The sequence below is a fragment of the Kosakonia sp. PSU_27 genome, from assembly GCF_039409795.1.
GTDB lineage: Bacteria > Pseudomonadota > Gammaproteobacteria > Enterobacterales > Enterobacteriaceae > Kosakonia.
Map to the genome: position 1 here is coordinate 748,171 of NZ_JBCIVK010000001.1, position 20,359 is coordinate 768,529.

Annotated in this window: 16 protein-coding genes; 6 read left to right on the forward strand and 10 right to left on the reverse strand. The window is 54.0% G+C overall.

Features of this window, described 5'->3' with window-relative positions; genetic code table 11:
- Positions 1 to 112: 112 nt before the first annotated feature.
- Positions 113 to 1,363, forward strand: coding sequence for an MFS transporter (locus AAIG26_RS03495; RefSeq protein ID WP_016496213.1), 1,251 nt, complete (start codon positions 113 to 115; stop codon positions 1,361 to 1,363).
- Between the two features lie 61 nt (positions 1,364 to 1,424).
- Here AAIG26_RS03495 and AAIG26_RS03500 read toward each other — a convergent pair whose 3' ends face one another.
- Positions 1,425 to 1,517, reverse strand: coding sequence for a KPN_01571 family protein (locus AAIG26_RS03500; RefSeq protein ID WP_343179666.1), 93 nt, complete (start codon positions 1,515 to 1,517; stop codon positions 1,425 to 1,427).
- 133 nt (positions 1,518 to 1,650) lie between these two features.
- On the opposite strand from AAIG26_RS03500, the gene AAIG26_RS03505 reads away from it, so the two are divergent.
- The 3 genes from AAIG26_RS03505 (at position 1,651) to AAIG26_RS03515 (ending at position 4,745) form a co-directional block, all read left to right on the forward strand.
- A complete protein-coding gene (locus tag AAIG26_RS03505) occupies positions 1,651 to 3,135 on the forward strand; it encodes a carboxypeptidase M32 (protein ID WP_343179667.1) in 1,485 nt (494 codons plus the stop codon).
- A gap of 163 nt (positions 3,136 to 3,298) precedes the next feature.
- Positions 3,299 to 3,634 (forward strand): acid resistance repetitive basic protein Asr, encoded by a 336-nt coding sequence (gene asr / locus AAIG26_RS03510; protein WP_016496216.1) that lies wholly within the window; start codon positions 3,299 to 3,301, stop codon positions 3,632 to 3,634.
- 280 nt (positions 3,635 to 3,914) lie between these two features.
- Positions 3,915 to 4,745 (forward strand): serine protease, encoded by an 831-nt coding sequence (locus AAIG26_RS03515; protein WP_343179668.1) that lies wholly within the window; start codon positions 3,915 to 3,917, stop codon positions 4,743 to 4,745.
- Position 4,746: 1 nt separating this feature from the next.
- Here AAIG26_RS03515 and AAIG26_RS03520 read toward each other — a convergent pair whose 3' ends face one another.
- The 9 genes from AAIG26_RS03520 to AAIG26_RS03560 all read right to left on the reverse strand — a co-directional run bounded on the left by AAIG26_RS03520 (position 4,747) and on the right by AAIG26_RS03560 (position 17,220).
- Positions 4,747 to 6,909 (reverse strand): bifunctional diguanylate cyclase/phosphodiesterase, encoded by a 2,163-nt coding sequence (locus AAIG26_RS03520; RefSeq protein ID WP_343179669.1) that lies wholly within the window; start codon positions 6,907 to 6,909, stop codon positions 4,747 to 4,749.
- A 107-nt stretch (positions 6,910 to 7,016) separates the two neighbouring features.
- A complete protein-coding gene (gene mdtI, locus AAIG26_RS03525; RefSeq protein ID WP_343179670.1) occupies positions 7,017 to 7,346 on the reverse strand; it encodes a multidrug/spermidine efflux SMR transporter subunit MdtI in 330 nt (109 codons plus the stop codon).
- Entirely contained in the window at positions 7,333 to 7,689 is a 357-nt protein-coding gene (gene mdtJ, locus AAIG26_RS03530; RefSeq protein WP_343179671.1) for a multidrug/spermidine efflux SMR transporter subunit MdtJ, read from the reverse strand. The genes mdtI and mdtJ overlap by 14 nt, the downstream gene beginning before the upstream one ends.
- Positions 7,690 to 8,070: 381 nt before the next feature.
- The gene (locus AAIG26_RS03535) at positions 8,071 to 9,135 is read right to left on the reverse strand and encodes an AI-2E family transporter (protein ID WP_016496222.1); all 1,065 of its coding nucleotides are present in this window, start codon (positions 9,133 to 9,135) and stop codon (positions 8,071 to 8,073) included.
- Positions 9,136 to 9,230: 95 nt separating this feature from the next.
- Entirely contained in the window at positions 9,231 to 10,838 is a 1,608-nt protein-coding gene (locus tag AAIG26_RS03540) for an EAL domain-containing protein (protein ID WP_016496223.1), read from the reverse strand.
- A gap of 207 nt (positions 10,839 to 11,045) precedes the next feature.
- Positions 11,046 to 14,102 carry an efflux RND transporter permease subunit gene (locus AAIG26_RS03545; protein WP_343179672.1) on the reverse strand — a complete coding sequence of 1,019 codons (3,057 nt, stop codon included), beginning with the start codon at positions 14,100 to 14,102 and terminating at the stop codon, positions 11,046 to 11,048.
- Positions 14,099 to 15,253: an efflux RND transporter periplasmic adaptor subunit gene (locus AAIG26_RS03550; protein WP_343179675.1), complete on the reverse strand. Its 1,155-nt coding sequence runs from the start codon at positions 15,251 to 15,253 to the stop codon at positions 14,099 to 14,101. Before AAIG26_RS03550 ends, AAIG26_RS03545 begins: the two co-directional genes overlap by 4 nt.
- 78 nt (positions 15,254 to 15,331) lie before the next feature.
- Complete coding sequence (locus AAIG26_RS03555) at positions 15,332 to 16,528, reverse strand: ATP-binding protein (protein WP_016496226.1); 1,197 nt, start codon at positions 16,526 to 16,528, stop codon at positions 15,332 to 15,334.
- Positions 16,525 to 17,220, reverse strand: a complete 696-nt coding sequence (locus tag AAIG26_RS03560; RefSeq protein ID WP_045513407.1) for a response regulator — start codon at positions 17,218 to 17,220, stop codon at positions 16,525 to 16,527. Before AAIG26_RS03560 ends, AAIG26_RS03555 begins: the two co-directional genes overlap by 4 nt.
- Before the next feature lie 130 nt (positions 17,221 to 17,350).
- Between AAIG26_RS03560 and AAIG26_RS03565 the strand changes: the two genes are divergently transcribed.
- A complete protein-coding gene (locus AAIG26_RS03565) occupies positions 17,351 to 18,133 on the forward strand; it encodes a MipA/OmpV family protein (RefSeq protein ID WP_238328393.1) in 783 nt (260 codons plus the stop codon).
- A gap of 577 nt (positions 18,134 to 18,710) precedes the next feature.
- Positions 18,711 to 20,282 (forward strand): methyl-accepting chemotaxis protein, encoded by a 1,572-nt coding sequence (locus AAIG26_RS03570; protein ID WP_343179676.1) that lies wholly within the window; start codon positions 18,711 to 18,713, stop codon positions 20,280 to 20,282.
- The last annotated feature ends 77 nt before the right edge of the window (positions 20,283 to 20,359 follow it).

Here is a 20,359-nt window from a genome sequence, read left to right on the forward strand (position 1 = left end):
CATATTATTTGAGATTATTAATATATTAGACAGAATATTGCCACTTTCATACCCTTAGCGACGTGGTAAGCCCGTCACCAAAATCACGGGTATAAAACGTTAAGGATCTCCAGTGAGTCGTACAACAACCGTTGACACCGGGCCGGCAAGCGTCGTCGACGAAAAACCAGTCTCTTTGCCGGGACAATTTATTAAACGTGGTACTCCCCAATTTATGCGCGTCACGCTGGCGCTCTTTTCCGCCGGGTTAGCGACATTCGCCCTGCTGTACTGTGTTCAGCCCATTTTACCGGTGCTGTCACAGGAGTTTGGCGTCTCTCCGGCCAGCAGCAGTATTTCCCTCTCGATCTCCACCGCTATGCTGGCAATTGGTCTGCTGTTTACCGGCCCGCTTTCGGACGCCATCGGGCGAAAAAAAGTGATGGTCACCGCGCTGCTGCTGGCATCGTGCTGCACATTATTGTCAACCATGATGACCAGCTGGCACGGCATCCTGGTGATGCGCGCGTTGATTGGCTTATCGCTCAGCGGCGTTGCGGCCGTTGGCATGACCTATTTAAGCGAAGAGATCCACCCCAGTTTTGTTGCCTTCTCAATGGGGCTGTATATCAGCGGCAACTCCATCGGCGGCATGAGCGGACGTCTGCTGAGCGGCGTGTTTACCGACTTTTTTAACTGGCGTATCGCGCTGGCGGTAATTGGCTGCTTTGCGCTGGCTTCCGCGCTGATGTTCTGGCGGATCCTGCCCGAATCACGCCATTTCCGCCCAACCTCGCTGCGGCCAAAAACGCTGTTTATCAATTTCCGCCTGCACTGGCGCGACCAGGGATTGCCGCTGTTGTTTCTGGAAGGCTTTTTGCTGATGGGCTCGTTCGTCACCCTATTTAACTACATCGGTTACCGCCTGATGCAATCGCCGTGGATGCTGAGCCAGGCGGTGGTGGGGCTGCTTTCCGTTGCCTATTTGACGGGCACATGGAGTTCGCCGAAAGCCGGTGTGATGACCAATAAATATGGGCGCGGGCCGGTGATGGTTGGCGCTACCGCCATCATGCTGTTGGGGTTGTTGCTCACGCTGTTTTCAACGCTGGGGCTGATTTTCATCGGTATGCTGCTGTTTACCGCAGGCTTCTTTGCCGCCCATTCCGTTGCCAGCAGCTGGATTGGCCCGCGCGCGCGACGCGCCAAAGGCCAGGCCTCGTCGCTCTACTTATTTAGCTACTATCTCGGCTCCAGCGTGGCAGGGACATTAGGTGGCGTGTTCTGGCACAGCTATGGCTGGAACGGCGTCGGCGGTTTTATCGCCGCCATGCTGGTGATTGCTATCCTGGTAGGAAGCAGGCTCCACTCTCGCCTGCACTGATGCCGCGATAGTTAACGGCCCTGCGCATGCAGGGCTTTTTTTTACTCTGTGCTTGTGTGTGTTAAAACAGACTCAAAATCGACGCCGCGCCCATTAATTCCCGCACCGCATCAAGCGCCAGCAGAGCAAATATTACCCAGATAAAAGGATTCATAATATTACTGCGTTACGCGTTGGTATTGGTTATTTAAATAGATTATTCCTATTATGATACAGTTCAGGAAAAGTATTGAATAACTACTACTTTTAGGTGGTTACACGATCACACGCTAAAAATCAGAGGCATTATGGACAAGCATAACTATCACCAGCTCACCCGCACTTTCCTGCGCCTGTCGCGCTTTTCACACCTCGCTTCGATTGCCAGCTGGGATATGTTTGCCATGATGCCGCCAGGCGGTAGCGCAGCACGCGGCGAAGCGCTGGCAGAGTTAAGTGTCCTGCGCCACCAGATCCTGACCGATAAACAGGTGGGCGAGTGGATCGCCAACGCGCGGCAAGAAGATCTGGACGATATTGAGCAGGCCAACCTGCGCGAAATTGAACGGCACTACCAGGAAGCGGCACTGCTGCCGGAATCGCTGGTTGAAGCGCAGTCGCTGGCGGGCAGCAAATGTGAGCACGCCTGGCGCACACAGCGTCCGGCCAATGACTGGACAGGCTTTTCAGCCAACCTGAAAGAGGTGGTTAAACTGGCGCGTGAAGAGGCCAGCCTGCGGGCCGCCGCGAAAGGGTGTTCACCGTACGATGCGCTGCTGGATAAATTCGAGCCGGATATGACCAGCGCCCGCCTTGATGAACTGTTTGGCGAAGTAAAATCCTGGTTGCCGGATCTGCTGAAAAAAGCGGTGGCAAAACAGGAGCAGCAAGCATTGATAGCACCGCAGGGGCCGTTCCCGATTGCCGACCAGCGTGAACTGGGTTTGCAGGCGATGAAGGAACTCGGTTTCGACTTTAACGGCGGGCGGCTCGACGTCAGCGCCCATCCTTTCTGCGGCGGCGTTCCGGAAGATGTGCGTATTACCACGCGTTACGATGAAAATGAGTTGTTGAGCGCGCTGTTCGGCGTGGTACATGAAACCGGCCACGCGCGTTATGAACAAAATCTGCCGCGCAGCTGGCCGGGGCAGCCGATTGCGCTGGCGCGTTCCACGGCGATTCATGAATCACAAAGCCTGTTCTTTGAAATGCAGTTAGGCCGCAGCGAGGCTTTCCTGCGCCGTCTGCAACCGGCCATTATTGAACGTTTCGGGATGCAACCAGCGTTTGAAGCGCGCAACTTTGTCGCCTGGAACCAGCGCGTAAAACCGGGTTATATCCGTGTCGATGCGGACGAAGTGAGTTACCCGGCTCATGTGATCCTGCGTTATGAGATTGAACGCGCGCTGATCGACGGCGAGATTGAGGTTGACGATATTCCGGGGTTGTGGAATGAAAAAATGCAGGCCTGGCTGGGGCTTTCCACCGAAGGCAACTACCGCAACGGCTGTATGCAGGACATTCACTGGACCGATGGCGGCTTTGGTTATTTCCCGTCGTATACGCTCGGTGCCATGTATGCCGCGCAACTGTTCCACGCCGCGCGAACCGCGCTGCCAGGACTGGACGAGGCGATTGCCGCAGGCGATCTTACGGCGCTCTTTGACTGGCTGCGACAAAATATCTGGCAGCACGGCAGCCGCTTCAGTACCGCGCAGCTTATTCAGAATGCCACCGGCGAAGCGCTAAACGCCGACTATTTCCACCAGCATCTTCTCCGCCGTTACCTCTGATACACCCGCGCCGGAGCGGCAGTTCCGGCGCGGTTCCTCGCTCTGTACATTACGTTACACGCCGAAACCAATCACTCACGGAAGGCGTTTAATTACAGGGATATAGTTCTTTCAACGGCCCCGCAGTGGGGTTGAATGAAGAAACCAATTCGAGGATATCGGAATGAAAAAAGTATTAGCTCTGGTTGTTGCCGCTGCTCTGGGTCTGTCTTCTGCTGCTTTCGCTGCTGACACCGCTACTTCTACCCAGGCTCCGGCTGCTGCTCCGGCAGCAACGACCGCTGCACCGGCTGCCACCACTAAAGCTGCACCGGCTAAAAAAGTGCACAAAAAACACAAAAAAGCCGTTGAGCAGAAAGCTCAGGCCGCAAAAGTGAAAAAACATCACAAAAAAGCAGCTAAACCAGCTGTAGAGCAGAAAGCTCAGGCTGCGAAAAAACACCACAAAAAACACGTTAAACACACTGCGACCAAACCGGCTGCACAACCGGCTGCATAAGTAAACGTGTCTGATACCGGCGTTCGTATCAGAACGCTGTGACAAGTCGGCGCTGAACCCTTAGGGTGAAGCGCCGTTTTTCTCTGGAGGGCCTATGATGCTGCGACGTTATCGTTTTGAAGTCATTCTGGCGATGTTAATCATCTGCGCACTGATTGCCGTCCGCTTTTATCTTTATTAATGTAGCACGCTGATTTTACTCCCACTTTCTGCTCGTCCCGTCTATATTTGTTTACCTGGGCTTACGTTAATAATCATAATTACCCCACCAGAGTGTGATATGCGAAAAACCGTTGTGCTGTTGCTGGGACCGCTGTTTTTGTTTTCCGCTGTTGGACATGCTGACGATGGCGGCGATGACGCGATAAGCGCCCGTGATGTGAAAACGCTCTTTTTTGGTCATGATGACAGGGTTCCTGTTACTACCCCTACCAAAGCGCCGTGGGATGCGATTGGTCAGCTGGAAACCGCCAGCGGCAATCTGTGCACAGCTACGCTTATCTCGCCGCACCTGGCATTAACCGCCGGACACTGCCTGTTAACACCGCCGCGCGGCAAAGCGGACAAAGCCGTAGCGCTGCGCTTTGTTTCGCAACGAGGCAGCTGGCGGTATGAAATTCACGGTATCGAAGGCCGTGTCGATCCGTCGCTCGGCCACCGCCTGAAAGCCGACGGCGATGGCTGGATTGTTCCCTCTTCTGCCGCGCCCTGGGATTTCGGGCTGATCGTGTTACGGTATCCCCCTTCCGGCATTACCCCGCTGCCGATCTTTGTCGGCGATAAAGATGAACTCACCGCTGCATTAAAAGCGACCGACCGTAAAGTCACGCAGGCGGGCTACCCGGAAGATCATCTTGATAGCCTGTTCAGCCACCAGGATTGTGTCGTCACCGGCTGGGCGCAAAATAGCGTATTGTCGCACCAGTGCGACACGCTGCCCGGCGACAGCGGTTCGCCACTGATGTTAAAAACCGATGCGGGCTGGCAGTTGATTGCCGTGCAAAGCTCGGCGCCGGCGGCGAAAGATCGCTGGCGCGCCGACAACCGCGCCATTTCGGTTACCGGTTTTCATGACAAACTGGAAGCGCTGGCAAAAGAGGCAGACGAGTAATTCAGCCCTTTCGCAGCAAAGGTAACTGCAAAATATCTTTAATCGGCATCGGTTCGCTGAAATAGTACCCCTGCAGCTGGTCGCAGCCGGCCAGCCGCAGCAGCTTCATCTGCTTCTCGTTTTCCACACCTTCCGCCACCACCTGCATGCCCAGCGCGCTGGCAATACGGATCGTGCCGCTCACCAGCGCCGAGGCTTGTTCGTCGTCATCCACCAGCCCGGCCAGCGATTTATCAATTTTGATGGTGTCGAAATTAAAGCGCCGCAGGTAACCAATACTCGAATAACCCGTCCCGAAATCATCCAGCGCAACCGCCGTGCCCAGCGCTTTCAGATTGGCGATGGCCGAACGGGCGCGCTCCGGGTTTTCCAGCACGTAGGTTTCCGTCACCTCCAGTTGTAAGCGGTGCGCCGGAAACAGGCAGGTTTCCAGCACCCGCGCCACTTTGTCTTCAAATTCCGGGTCGCGAAATTGCGCAGGCGAGATATTAACCGACAATTTCAGATGATTAAGCTGCTGCAAATCGCTGCAGGCGCGGCGCAGCACAAACTGTCCGAGTGCGTAGATAAGCCCGCTGGTTTCGGCGACCGGGATAAAGTCATCCGGCTTGAGTTCGCCATCCGGCCGGCGCGGCCAGCGCGCCAGCGCTTCAACGCCAGTCATCGTCTGGCTTTGCGCGTCGACAATCGGTTGATACCAGACATCAAACTCATCGCGCTCCAGTCCGTCACGGATGTCATTCTCAATCATTAATTGCCGTTCACGCGCGCTGTTCAGCTCTGCGTCATAGTGGGTCATTCGCGCTTTGCCGGTAATTTTCGAGTGATACATGGCGATATCCGCGCGGCGAAACAACTCTGAACTGGAGCACTCCAGCAGCGTACCGCTGGCAATACCGATGCTGGCACCAATATGGATAGTACGTTTGCCAATGCGCACGGGCATCTCAAGGTAGCGCAACACGTTATGCGCAAAATCGTCGGCTTTTTCCAGTGACCACGGGCCGCTGAGCGTCATGGCGAATTCATCACCGCCCATTCGCGCCAGCATGCCGCCGGTCGGCACTTTCTGCCGTAGCGTATCGGCGATTGTCACAATCAACCGGTCACCAACATCGTGGCCATATATGTCATTCACGTCTTTGAAGCCGTCGAGATCGATAAACACCACGCTGATCATTTCGGGATCGCCCATTGCGCTCAGGTTATCGAGGTGTTCAATCAGCGCGCGGCGGTTAGGCAAACGGCTCAGCCAGTCCGTCAGGGCGATTTTGCGCGCCAGCTTTTCCCCACGCGCCAGTTTGTAAAGCCCGGCGCTGCTGAGGGCGATAAACAGCAGGATCAACCCCGCCGCTAACGCGGCTATCTGGCGGATATTGGCCGCTGCCGCCTGCGCGGCCTCCGCGCCGGGTAAATGCGGCGTCCAGCTCAGATATCCCAGCGTTTCACCTGCCGAACCGCGCAGCGGTATGCTGGCTACGCCGGCATGTCGCGTCTGCAAGCGCAAGTCATCAATCTGAAAGGTCGTTCCCAGATCGCTGAGGAGCTTCGCATTGAGATGGCGGGTGATCACCAGGTAGCGGCGCGTCTCGTCATAAACGTTAAGCCGCCCGCTCGCCGGGCGAATAAGTCCGATACTGACAAATGCCACCCCTTCGCGGGTGCGGGTGATCCCCGCGAAAACCTCTTTTCCCGCGCGCAGCGGCTCGCTGTTATCACGAATCAGCGCGGCCAGTCCGTCACCAAAAAACGCGAGATTAGGCCCGCTAAAAGGCTGGCTGCGAAACGCCCCCCACAGCACAGCGAACTTCTCATCCAGCACAAAGGTACCGTCGTACAGGTTATTGATTTTAAAACCCGAACCCCAGGTGCTGTATAACCACGCACTATCCAGCTGAGGACGATACGCTTCCTTAACCGCTTCATCCCAGACAGCGTTATCAATGACCAGCGACCGGGTCCGGTTTACCGCCGTCTGAATCGCCCCCTGCACAGACAGCGCGGTGCGGTGTTCATCAATTTCATTGGCCTTGGTGCTAATGAGGTGCAGCGAAAGATAGAGCAGCGCGACGACGGAAACAATCAGTCCGATGCCGGCCATAAAGAGCATGACAAACAGCGTCCTTGCCGTGGGGAGATTGCGCCAGCTTAACGGATTAAACATTGGCCGTCCCTTACTGGTGTCGAGGGAAACAGAGGTGTGGGGAGATAGTATCCTAAGCCTGATACCGCCCGCGAATTTCATTGCCCACAAACGTGGGCAACTTAACATTAGGCGAGTTTTATCAGTGTCATACCGACAATCAGCAGAACCAGGCCAAGCCAGCCTTTATAATTCAGACGCTGCCCAAAGAGCACCCAGCCGGCGGCGAGCGTGGCGACAATGCCAAACCCGCCCCACAGGGCATACGCCACCGCGAGATCGATACCTTTCACCGCCTGCGATAAGGCGCTAAATGCCGCTAACACAGCGAAAAGGGAAGCGAAACCATACCACTTGCGGCGAAAACCGTCTGAGAACTTTAAAAAGATGTTCGCCGCGATCTCCAGCACAATCGCCGTTGCCAGCCACAGGCCGTGAACCCACTCAAACTGCAGCATGGTTACGCTCCTGACACACGGCTTTGCGCGTCCCGGATTTGATCAACACAATGCCCAGTACCAGCGTAGCCAGACCGGCGGCTTTCAGCGTCGATAATGGTTCATCGAAAAGAAAGACGCTACAAATAGTAATTATGAATATGCCAACGCCTTCCCATAATGCGTACGCCACGCCGAGGGCTATTTTTTTAACCGCGAATGACAGAAAAATATACGACAGCGCAATCATCACCAGCATTAAAATAAAACCGGTGTGACTATCACTAATACTTGCCCATTTCATCGACAACGTGCCGGTTATTTCAGCAACAATCGCCAGGGCTAATAAAATCCAGTAAATCATTTTTTTCTCCTGCTTGAGAACATACTTTCCTGCGGCTTACCGAACGACGGGAAACCGGAAAAACAACGATGTCAGCCGGGCACAACGTGCCAGCTCAGGCAGAGAGAAAACTACAGCGCAGAGCGCCAGTACTGGTCATCTGCCAGCAGGCAGCAGGAAGAAAACGGGAGGGAAGAATCAGGTTTTAAGACGCTGAACAGAATGTCCATATAATTACAATTATCCGCAAATTGCTTCTCATCGTAGCGGAAATAAATTGTCCTCAGTAGTTAAACACCGCCCTTTTTTATCACAGGCTAAGATTTTACTCAAAGTCTTTGCACTTCTTTACGACAAACAAAAACGCCGCCATAAATTTCCAGACGGCGTTTTTAAATATTATTACGCTTGTTTTTCTGTATTCGCCCGCGACTGCGCCAGCAAATTCCATGAGGTAATAAACAGCGCGGCAATCATTGGCCCCAGCACAAAACCGTTAATGCCAAAGAACTGCAGCCCGCCGAGCGTAGTAAGCAGGATCAGGTAGTCCGGCATGCGGGTATCTTTGCCCACCAGCAGCGGGCGCAACAGATTGTCAGCCAGCCCCACCACAATCACGAAGTAGAGTGTCAGAACGGTCGCAGTGACCAGCTCACCAGTGGAGTAGAGAAAGATCACCGCCGGGACCCAGACAATCGCCGTCCCCACTGCCGGGATCAGCGACAAAAACGCCATTAACGTCGCCCACAGCAGGCTGCCGTTGAACCCGGCAAACCAGAAACCGATACCGCCCAGCGCCCCCTGCACAATGGCCACGACCAGCGTGCCTTTTACCGTTGCGCGCGCCACACCGGCGAATTTCAGAAACAGGCGGCGTTTGATGGTCGCCGACAGCGGCACCACGTCGTAGATTTTGCGCACCAGTTCTGCGCCATCTTTCAGTAAAAAGAACAGTAAATAGACCATCAAACAGAAGCCGACCGTAATTCCCAGCGTACCTTTGCCGATCAGTACCGCGCTGCCCGCCAGATAGCGCCCAACGCTCAGCGCCACGCCGGAGAGTTTTTCGCGGATCGCGGCGACCGAATCGAAATCATTTTCACGCAGCGAATTTTTTGCCCACTCCGGCAGATGCGCGATCCCGTCGCTTAACAACTGCGGCAAATCGGTGCCGTTATTCTGCAACCGCTGGTACAGACTATTGACCTCCACGGCGATCGAGGAGAGCACCATCATCAACGGAATAAAGACAATCACGCAGATCAGCAACACGGTGATAAGCGATGCCACGCCGTTACGTCCGCCGAGCAACGCCGATAAACGCATGCGCAGCGGGTAAAAAATCAGCGCCAGGATCACCGCCCAGATAATGGCGGAGTAGTAAGGCTGGATCAGGCTGAAAAACGCCAGACTGACCAGTAATAACAGAATGATAAAAAAGAAATTATTACTTTTAAGTGTCGTCATCCGGGACATCCAATGGGGAAACTGCCCACCAGTGTAGAGCGTTACCCATTGATTGTAAAAACAGAGCCGCCTCCGGTGGCAGCGCCGTTTCGCTGTCAGGGTGCCATTACGGCGACGTTGTTGTCAGCGCCCTCAACGGCGCATTCACCCATTTGTTTTACCTGTGCCAGAAGATTTTCTATCTCAGAAAAAGCTAATGCTTTGGAAAAATACCAGCCCTGTGCACAGGATTCCGGCAAATTGCCTTGCAAAAAAAGATGCTGCGCTTCATTTTCGACGCCTTCGAAAACGATAATGCGTGGCATATCTTTAAACATGGCGATAAGACCAGGCAGAATATGGCGGTTAATGGATTGTGTACCGATAGAATCCGTTATTGATTTATCAATTTTTATTTCATCTACATCCAGCATGGACAGCCATTTTAAATTGGAATAACCGGTACCGAAATCATCCAGCGCAAATAACACGCCATGCTCTTTATATAAACATATTGACTGCATAATATCTTCTATGCGGCCACTCTGCCTTTCGGTGATTTCCAGCATGATATGTTTCCCTGCCACGCCTTCTTGTTGCAGGGTATCGATAAGCCGCTGATAAAACGTTTTTGAACAGATATCTGAACAACTGACGTTTATGCTTAGCGTAATATCTTTTTCTCTCAACGCAGCACCACACTCTTTGATCGCATGTTCAACCACGTAGAGACTTATCTTATTAATCAAGCCATTTTCTTCTGCCAGCGGAATGAAAATATCCGGTCCGATATTTCCCATCTGTTTATCATTCCAGCGCAACAGCACTTCGACACCGATGATACTTTTATCTTTTACCCGGTACAGCGGCTGATAAACAAAATGCAACTCTTTATTAATAATGGCATTTTCTAATCGGGTTAATAATGACTGGTTCTCATGCTGATTTTTATTGATTAACGCGCCAATAATCAACCCCACCAACGAGGCGACGCAAAAGAGGAAAAGAAGAATATAGCCGTTGTTATTAAACACGAAAGAGTGTCTGACGCCAGCCACAACGCAGATATCATGCCGCGCATCACATGACTTTTCAGTAATAAAAAAGAGTTCATGCACTTTACCATGCTCTATATTTTCGAGCAGCGATGTATTATTGCCTACGCGGAAAAAATGTTGTTTGTGGTTGTAGTCTCCGACCACCGCATTAAAACCCCAGCGGATAGAATCTTCGCGAAAACGGGTGAAAGCGAAAGGTGACACTGTAACAGAAAAATTATTATTATAAACGACATCCGCAGTGATATTGCTCTCAATCAGTGCATCAAACACCCACGTATAACTGCCTCTGCTCACTTTGTTTTTGAACACATTGAGAGACAACGGCGCAGCATATTTCCCCCACAGCGCGGAACAGATTATTCTGCCGTCTTCAACATAGCCAATATCTTTGATCAGCGGATAAGGCCATAAGCGTTTTCTTAACGCGTGCAAATAGGGATCGCTACACGGGGTGTAGACGGAAAACTCTTCGCGTAATGCGTTGATTTCGCGAACCTGAAGAATAATATTATCGCTGCGGGCAAGTATCGATTCGGCATAATCTTCTACTTTTTCCTGGATAAAAGCATAGTAGGCGACTTGCGCAACAATATAGAAAAAAGCAAAAGATAATAATAACGCTGCTATATATATGGAAACGCCTTTTTTCAGCACCTTTATCATTTTGAATACCTTTATGCAGACCACCCCGCGCTGGCGGTCTGCCTGTCATCAATCCCTTTTGCAGAAAATTTTTGGCAACATCCTGGTTACTTTATCGCTTCCGGCGCTGAAAAATCCTGCATGCGCCCCACTCTCCTTATCGGCGCTTTTGGCATTTACTTTAAAGACATCTCGCCCTGGCGCGTGATGCCCCTCCTGGCACCTCCATTAATGGCGTCTTTCTTTATCCAGCAGCAGGCTGAACGCCGCCGGTAAAACGGTAAGCGTCACCAGCGTGGCGACAACCAGCCCGCCGATAATTGCATAGGCCATTGGCCCCCAGAACACCTGATGTGAAATCGGGATCATGCCCAGAATGGCGGCACATGCCGTCAGCATAATCGGGCGGGCGCGGTGTTCTGCGGCAGCCACAATCGCCTCGTTCGCAGCCATCCCCTGCGCCAGATTGCTGTCCACTTCGCTTATCAAAATGACGGCGTTGCGAATTATCATCCCCGCCAGCGCAATCACGCCAAGCAAGGCGACAAACCCCATCGGCGTGCCGGTCGGCAGCATCGCCAGCACAATGCCAGGCAAACCAAAAGGTGCCATCAACAGCGCCAGCAACATGCGGGAAAAACGCTGCAACTGGAGCATTAACAACACCAGCATCACGATAAGCGTCACCGGTAGCACCGCGTAAACCGAGCCGTTCCCCTTTGCCGATTCCGCTACCGTGCCGCCCTCTTCGATCCGGTATCCTGCAGGCAGTTGCGCACGCAGTTTATCCACCGCCGGGCGCAGGCCAGCCGACAGGTTTTCGGCACTCACACCGGGTGCCAGATCGGTTTGCACCGTAATAAACGGCAGCCGCTGGCGACGCCAGATAACCGGATCGTCCACGCCCCAGCGCACGGTTGCCACTTCGTTCAGTGGAATTTTCGTGCCGTTAGCGCCAGGCAACATCAGTGTCGATAACGTGCCGATATCCAGCCGTTCACGATCGTTGCCACGGAGAACCACATCCACCAGCCGATCATTATCCCGCACCGTGGTTACCGTACGCCCGGACCAGACCGTATTCAGCATTTGTGCAATGCTCTGCGACGAAACCCCTGCCGCCCGCGCCGCAGTCTGGTTCACCTGCAACGTGATGGTTCTTTCCGGTTCACCAGCGGTCAAATTCACTTCGCGGGCAAGCGATGAAGTGCCAATGTCACTCGCCAGCCGACGCGCGAACTGTTGTACCCTGGCATAATCCGGCCCGCTCACCCGGTATTTCACTGGCCACCCTACCGGCGGCCCTAACTCCAGCGGCGAAACGCGCGTGGTAAACCCGGCGAACTGGCTTTCCAGCACGCTGTCCAGTTGCTGGCGCAGGCGATCGCGCGCCGCTAAATCTTTTGCCACCACCACCAGTTGCGCCGTGTTTTCGTTATCGCGCAGGACATCCATCGGCAGATAAAAACGTATCGCGCCGGAGCCGACATAGGTCGTGTAGTGATCAATATCCTTGTTACCGTTCAACACCTTTTCCAGCCGTTCGACTTGCTTTTCTGTTTCCAGTTGCGCGGTATTAGCGGGCAGCGACAGGCTGACCAGCAGTTCGGGGCGATCCGATGCCGGGAAAAACTCCCCGTGCATTCGGGTGGCCCCCACGCACGCCAGCGCCAGCGCTACCACTGCGAGGCCAATGGTCATTAAGCGGTGGCGCAGCGCGCGCGCCAGTAAGGCCTGGTAGACACGCGCCAGGCGTCCGCTGCCTTTGCTGTGGCTTTCTATTCTGGCGGGCAGCAGCCAGGCCCCGGTCAACGGCGAGAACAGGATCGCCACCACCCACGAGCAAAGTAGCGCTATCAGCACCACGGCAAATAACGAAAAGCAGTACTCCCCGGCGCTGGAGGCGGCAAACCCGACGGGAATGAAACCGGCGATCATCACCAGCGTCCCGGTAAGCATAGGAAACGCGGTGGTTTTAAAGGCGTAGGTAGCGGCGCTTTTGCGCGATTCGCCGGCTTCCAGCCTGGCGACCATGGTTTCGACGGTGATCATGGCATCATCCACCAGCAGGCCAAGTGCAATGATCAGCGCGCCCAGAGAAATCCGCTGCAAGCCAATACCGGCCAGCATCATTCCGGCAAACGTCATCGCCAGCACCAGCGGGATGGCGGCGGCCACCACCAGCCCTGCCCGCATCCCCAGCGAGACAAATGAAACAGCCAGCACAATCAGCACCGCTTCGACAAGCACCCGCACAAAGCCGCTAACCGCATCACTCACCACCGCGGATTGATCGGCGACTTTTGTCATCTCTATACCGTGGGGCAACTGGGTTTTAATCTCTGCCATCCTGGCGTTGAGCGCCTGGCCGAAACGCAGCATGTTACCGGTGGAGGCCATGGAAATGGCCAGCCCCACCGCAGGCTGACCGTTGACACGAAACACCGGCGCTGGCGGTTCGGCGAGCTGGCGGCTCACGGTGGCGATATCGGTCAGGGGAATATAGCGATCGTTGATATGCAGGGTAACCGCCCGCAGGCTCTCTTCCGTGGTCAGCGCGCCGCTAACCCGCAGCGCAACGTTATCCTGCCCGGTACGAATAATCCCGGCTGGCTCGACGGCATTTTGCGCATTGAGTGCATCGCTCACCTGCTGGATATCCAGCCCCATGCCAGCCAGTTGGCGGGGAGAAAACGCAATGACGATCTGCTCCTGCTGTTCGCCCAGCAGAGTGATTCTGCCAATATCATGCACTGACATCAGGTCGCGGCGAATATCTTCCACCCGATCGCGCAGTTCACGCGCCGTGTAGCCCTCCGCCGTGAAGCCATAAATCGTGCCGAACGTATCATCAAATTCGTCATTTACCGCCGGTCCCTGCACACCCTGCGGTAGCGAAGGCGCAATGTCCTGCATCTTTTTGCGCACCTGATACCAGATGTCCGGCACTTGCGCCGGCGGGGTGTCATCGCGCAGATTTACATAGATAACGGCGCTGCCTGCCCGGCTTTCGCTTTCGATGTAATCCAGCCACGGGATCTCCTGTAATTTTTTTTCCAGTACATCCGTGACCAGCCGGGTAGTGTCGGTAACCGTCGCGCCAGGCCACTGCGCCGAGACCACCGCCGTCTTGATGGTAAACGCCGGATCTTCATTGCGCGGCAGGTTTTCATAACAGAGGATGCCGGTGGCAATAACCAGCATCATAAAAAAGCTCACCAGTTGCTGGTGTTCAAGCGCCCAGGCAGAAAGATTAAAACGCGGTTTGGTTTCAACAGAGCTCATGGCTGCAGCTCTCCCGGCGTCACTTTTTCACCGGCGCGCAGTTTGCTTACGCCTGCGGTGATAACCCGGTCACCCGCACTGATGCCGGTTGCAATCACCGCAGACGAGGCGGTGTAGCTCGCAAGCGTGACCGTCCGAAGCTGCGCCTGCGACTGTTTGTCGATGACAAAGACCGCCGGCTGGTCGCCGACGCGGCTCAACGCCGAGGCGGGCACCACAAAGCCGGACGATGTCGCCACCGGAATATCAACGATGGCGCTGGCACCCAGTGCCATCGCCGCTAGTGGGGACTGAAGCGTCAGCCTGACCTGCCATGTGCGCGTTTGCGGATCGGCCTGCGGGCTGATATCACGCAATACGCCGGTGGTTTTCTGCGTGGGGTCGGCCAGCAGCGAGACCGAAAACAGGTGCGTCTTTGCTGCCTGCGCGGGCAGTAATTGCGGATCGGCGATAGCAAAAACCACATCGCGCGCGTCGCTGGTCGCCAGCGTGAAGATGCTTTCTCCGGCGCTGACCACTTGTCCTGCAGAGGCGTTAACGCGGGTGATAACGCCATCGGCAGGCGCGGTCAGTTGGGTCCAGGCCAGATTATCCCGGGCATTGCGCACTGCTGCAGCGCTGCTTTTAAGGCGGGATGCGGCTGACTGCCAGTCGGCACGGGCGCTATCAAGCTGCGTGCGGGCGATCGCGCCGGAGGGCATCAGTTTCTGCATCCGGTTCAGGTTCAGCGCGGCAAGCTGTTCGGCGGCGCGGGCGCTTTCCATATCGGCGGTGGCGCTGGCCAGTTGGTTCTTGCCGGTTTCACTTTCCAGCGTGGCGAGCACCTGCCCGGCATGTACGCGCGCGCCGATATCCACCTGCCGGCTGACCATACGGCCATCCAGCCGGAAAGCCAGCACCGTTTCATCATGGGCGTGGATCTCGCCGGTTCGTACCGTGCCCGGATTCGGCGACGCCTGCGCGACTACCAGATAACGCACAGGCCTGGGCGGTGCGGCGTGATCTGTTTTTTTCTCTCCGCACCCCGTCAACAGCGGAATGACCGCCGCCGTAACCAGTAACGGAAGCAGAGCGAGGAAGGATAAAGCGCGTGCCGCATTAAAAAGGTGGTGCAGGCTTTGACGAAAATAATCGGTGAATTGTTCTGACATGACGCCACTCCGGATCGGTAATGGCGCCATTTAACGTGGCGTGCGTCGAGAATCACTCCACGTTTCGTCAAGAATTCATCAAGAGTGCAATTTTTTTTCGCCGCGACCATCCACAGGGAGAGTAATGCTGATCCGTAATCCGCCTTTTTCGGGCAGCGCCGCACTGATACTGCCGCCGTGGGCAACACATATCGCCCGCGCGATAGAAAGCCCCAGCCCGCTGCCGCCGGAATGCCTGGCGCGGGAGGTTTCCGCGCGGGTAAAGCGATCGAACATGATTGGCAGAAAATCGCTTTCCACGCCCGGTCCGTCATCCTCAAAATCGATCCGCCACGCGCTCCCCTGCTGACTGAGGTGGATCGCAAGCTGGCCGCCCCGCCGGCCATAGCGCAGCGCATTTTCCATCAGCACGATAAAGACCTGCCCCAGCCGGAACGCATCGCCAGTAAACAGCGAAGAGGAACGGGACGTCAGCGCCATAGTTATTCCCGCGGCATCAGCCTGCGGTTTCAGCCAGGCGAGCTGCTCGGCTAACAGATCTTCCAGCGACAGCGGCTGAAGATTAAGCGTCAGTTGACCAGCATCGGCCAGCGAAAGCAGATGCAACTCATCCGTGAGGCGGCTCAGGTGCTGTAGCTGTTTCATCACCATCCCCAGTTGTTGCTGGCTGGGTTCAAAGACGCCATCAAGCATCCCTTGCAGGCGACCAATGGCGGCGGTGAGCGGAGAACGCAGCTCGTGCGCCATCGCAACGTGCGACGCGCGCAACTCCCGGTCGTAGCGCGCCAGCTGACGGGTCATGTCATTAAAATCGCTGACAAAACGAACCACTTCGGCGGGCGCATCTTTTACCAGGTCCGCCTGGCGGCCAAATTCGCCTTGCGTGACTTCATCGGCCGCTTCGCGCAGGTGGCTGAACTGTAAAGAGAGTGGCCGGGCGTAACGTAGCCCCATAATCACAATAAAGGGGATCATCACCAGTACCAGCACGCCCACCATGATCCAGTCGGCCGAGGCGATGGAGGGCTTCGAATAGCTTATCCCCCACCATTTATCGACGATCTCATGGAAACGCACCGGGTTCGCCTGCGGGTTGTCCAGCAGGGCGAGGTACTCCGCCTTCACCGCAGACGGCATATCATGCAAAACCCAGAAGTTTTGCACGGCGCAACGCAGCCACATACACAGGGCAATGACAATTACAGTGCCGATAGCCAGCGCGATGATGCGCGCGCAAATCCAGCGCCACAGCGATTGATGAGCACGATTTTTCATGGCTGGCGGAACCTGTATCCAATACCGCGCACATTCGCTAAAACGCCGGTAACACCCGCGTTTTCCAGCTTTTTGCGCAAGTTGTAGACATGCGTATCGACCACGCGCTCCAGCGCTTCGCTCTCCGGCAAACAGTGTTCCAGCAAGTGCTGGCGGGAAAACGGCAATGTCGGGTGGCGCATCAGCGTTATCAGAATAGAAAACTCCGTTGGCGTCAGTTCCAGGCTGCGCACACTGTTTTCAGCCTGCGTGACCGTTGCGGTGATGGCGACAGTATCCACCTCCAGCGTCTGCCAGCGGAGCACCTCTTCCTGCGTGTTCGTTCGTTTACTGCGCCGCAGCACCGCCTGCACGCGTGCCACCACTTCGCCAGGGTGATACGGTTTCACCACATAATCATCGGCCCCGTATCGCAACGCCCCTATGCGCTCAGAAGTATCCCCCATGGCGGTGACCATGATCACCGGGACATCGTTAATGCGCCGCAGCGCCGCCAGCACCTCGGTGCCATTCATGCCCGGCAACATGATATCCAGTAAGATCAGATCGGGTTTCCAGCGCTGCGCCATGTCCAGCCCTGTCAGCCCATCTCCGGCCAGCGAAACGTCATAGTTTTCACGTCGCAGATAGGCTTCCAGTACGCTGGCCGCATCGGCATCATCTTCAATCACAAGCACTCTACGGGATATCATTTGCTTACCTTGACCATTTCTTAATAATTCCCTGACCGTTTATTGATATGACCTGTCTATATTCCTTGTCAGGACATGGCGAACCTTCGCCGCAGCATACTACCCCACCCAGCGAGATGTGATGATGATAATGAGAAAAACCGTGTTGTATAGCGCCTGTCCCCTGCTGGCTCTGTTTGCCTCCACAGCCAGAGCCGACGACGCCCCCGCCGTGCAAAACGGAGTGACGGTGGGCATTGGCGGGGAATATGCCCCGCGCTACAGCGGTTCAGACAAGCAACGTGTGCAGGTGGTTCCGGTAATTCAGATCCGCGATAATGCGCTCTTTTTTGATTCGCAAAAAGGGCTGGGTTATGACCTGCAAACCGACAATGGTTTTTATCTGGAACATACGCTGGGTTATGCGTCAGGCCGCGCCGATCGTGATTCTGGCTGGCGGGACGGCGCGGAAAACTTAAAAGGCATGGGCAATATTGACGCCACGCTGAATACCGCGCTGGCGGTTGGCTGGCAAGCCACAGACTGGCTGGTGCTGGAAAGCAAAGCCACCCTGCCACTTACCGACAGCCAGGGGGTGCAGTATCAGGCGTCCCTCACTTTGCTGCCAGTGCAGACCACCCGCGATACGCTGGCTTTCCAGTCTGCCGCGCTGTTTGGCGATAGCCGATATATGAACACGTTTTACGGTGTCAGCCAAAAGCAAAGTCTGCGTTCCGGCTATGCGCGCTACCACGCAGAACAGGGATTTTATGGGATCGATAATAGCCTGACGTGGAGCCATCAATTTGATGCCCACTGGGGAACATTGCTGAGCGCCAATTACACATGGCTGAACGATCACGCGGCTGACAGCCCAATTGTGCTGCGCCGTAACCAAAGCTCAGCGGTCATTGCCATTACGTATACTTTTTGAAAGGTGCGGGAAAAATGGACAAAAACGATTATCAGTTTCTGGCAAAAATATGGTTTGCCTGTGGTGTCGTTTATCTGGCGGCTTATCTGACCTATATCAGCAATTAACCGTAAAAATACTGTTGCAGTAGCCATAGTGAATGCCGCGCTGGATAGAGAACGCCGTGCGGCATACCAAAGCGACCATATCTGTCTGGTTTGATGTATTTCTTATGCAATAATTCTGAAGTACTTACTTAGGTGATTATTTATTCTCTGGCAATAAATATTGCTCTGTAGATCGGTGCGTTACGGTTTATTGCCGCCATACATTTTATTTACGCGGTTTCTCTCCTCAGTGATATTTCTTTAATTTACGTTAACAATATCAATTTCATTCAAAAAAATTGCTGCATCAGAATTATACAATATATCAACGATCGATCACCTTACAATTGATAGATATAAACTATTGCTTTTCATTTTTATTAAGATTTTAACGATCGATCACTAATCAATACCTTCTCATGGCCGATAAAACGTAGATGCCGACCGCTATAGCGGCCAGGCATGCAGATAAATTTCACTAAGGGAAGACCATGGAAAATACAACAACGATCGGTAAGCCAAAGGGTATAAGTATCAGAAATAAGATAATGCTATCTTTCGGGATATTATTATTGTTATTACTTTTTATTGCCGGAAATGCGATTTACCGGCTTGATGAGGCGAAAAATAAAATATCCAAAATCGTGACTGAAGATTACCCGACCACCGCGCTGGGTAATAATTTAATCCGCGATGTTAATGGTTCAACGACACTGTTTCTTAATGCGATCATTGAAAAAGATGCAGCTAAAAAAGCACAGTTGATTACAGACCTTGCCGCCAGGTCTGAACAAATAAGCGAACTGTATAAACAGCTGAATAAACAGGCTGATGATGATGCGTCGCAGGCTCTGTTAGAGAAAATCACCGCCGCGCGCAGTCTCTATATTCAGTCCCGTAGCAAAGTGATTGGCAATATACAAACCAATCCTGACGCCGCCATCACGGAATATACAACCAACACGCGTAATTATGAAAGTCAGTATATTGAACAAATTAATAACTTTATCAGCCTGCAACGGGATGAAATGCAAACGTCATATAGTGATTTTTTGCATGATTACAATCTGAGCCGAATGGTGATGATCTTCATTACCCTCATCTGTTTTATATTCGGCATTATCATGGCAATCATTATTTCACGTGCCATTGTTGGCCCTATCAAACATGCCGTTGATGCGGCGATCAGGATCGCGAAAGGCGATCTGGGCACCGAGATAAAAGTCACCTCAAAAGACGAAACGGGGCTGCTGACAGGCGCAATCGGCCACATGCAGGAGGAGCTGAAAAAAATTGTTCTGGAGATCCGCAGCGGCGCGGAAAATATTGCCACTGGCGCATCGCAGATCATGGCCGGCACACGCGATTTATCTGCCCGTACGGAAGAACAAGCGAGTTCCATTGAGCAAACTGCCGCCTCCATGGAGCAAATCTCTTCAACGGTTAAGAATACGGGTGATAATACGGCAAATGCGTCGCAGCTTTCTGCAAGAGCCAGTGACGCGGCGAAAGATAACGGCAAATTGATGACCTCGCTGACGCAGGAAATTCACAATATCAGCAGCTCGGCGGACAAAATGTCTGACATTATTAATTTGATTGATTCTATCGCCTTCCAGACCAATATCCTGGCACTTAACGCCGCGGTTGAAGCAGCACGCGCAGGTGAACATGGCAAAGGGTTTGCCGTGGTGGCGCAGGAAGTTCGCAATCTGGCGCAGAAAACGGCGAATTCGTCGAAAGATATCCGTGCGCTGATTGAAAACTCGACACAGCAGAGCGTACGCGGCCTGGAAATGGTGCGTCAGGTGAACGGTAAAATGGACGAAATGGTCGAGAACGTGGATAACGTCTCCAGTATTCTGAAAGAGATCGAACAAGCGAGCCTCGAACAGAGTGACGGCGTACAGCAAATCAACATTGCGATCGGCCAGATTGATACCACTACCCAGCAAAATGCGGCGCTGGTCGAAGAGTCGGTTGCCGCGTCTGAAATGCTCAACGAACAAGCCAGAGTGATGAAAGAGTTGGTGAGCGTTTTCAGGGTTCCGGCGAGCGTTTGACTTTGAACGAACACGATTCGCAGTAAAACGGTGGTGATGAATACGTCGCCGTAAATCGGCGACGTGCGCAACAATCA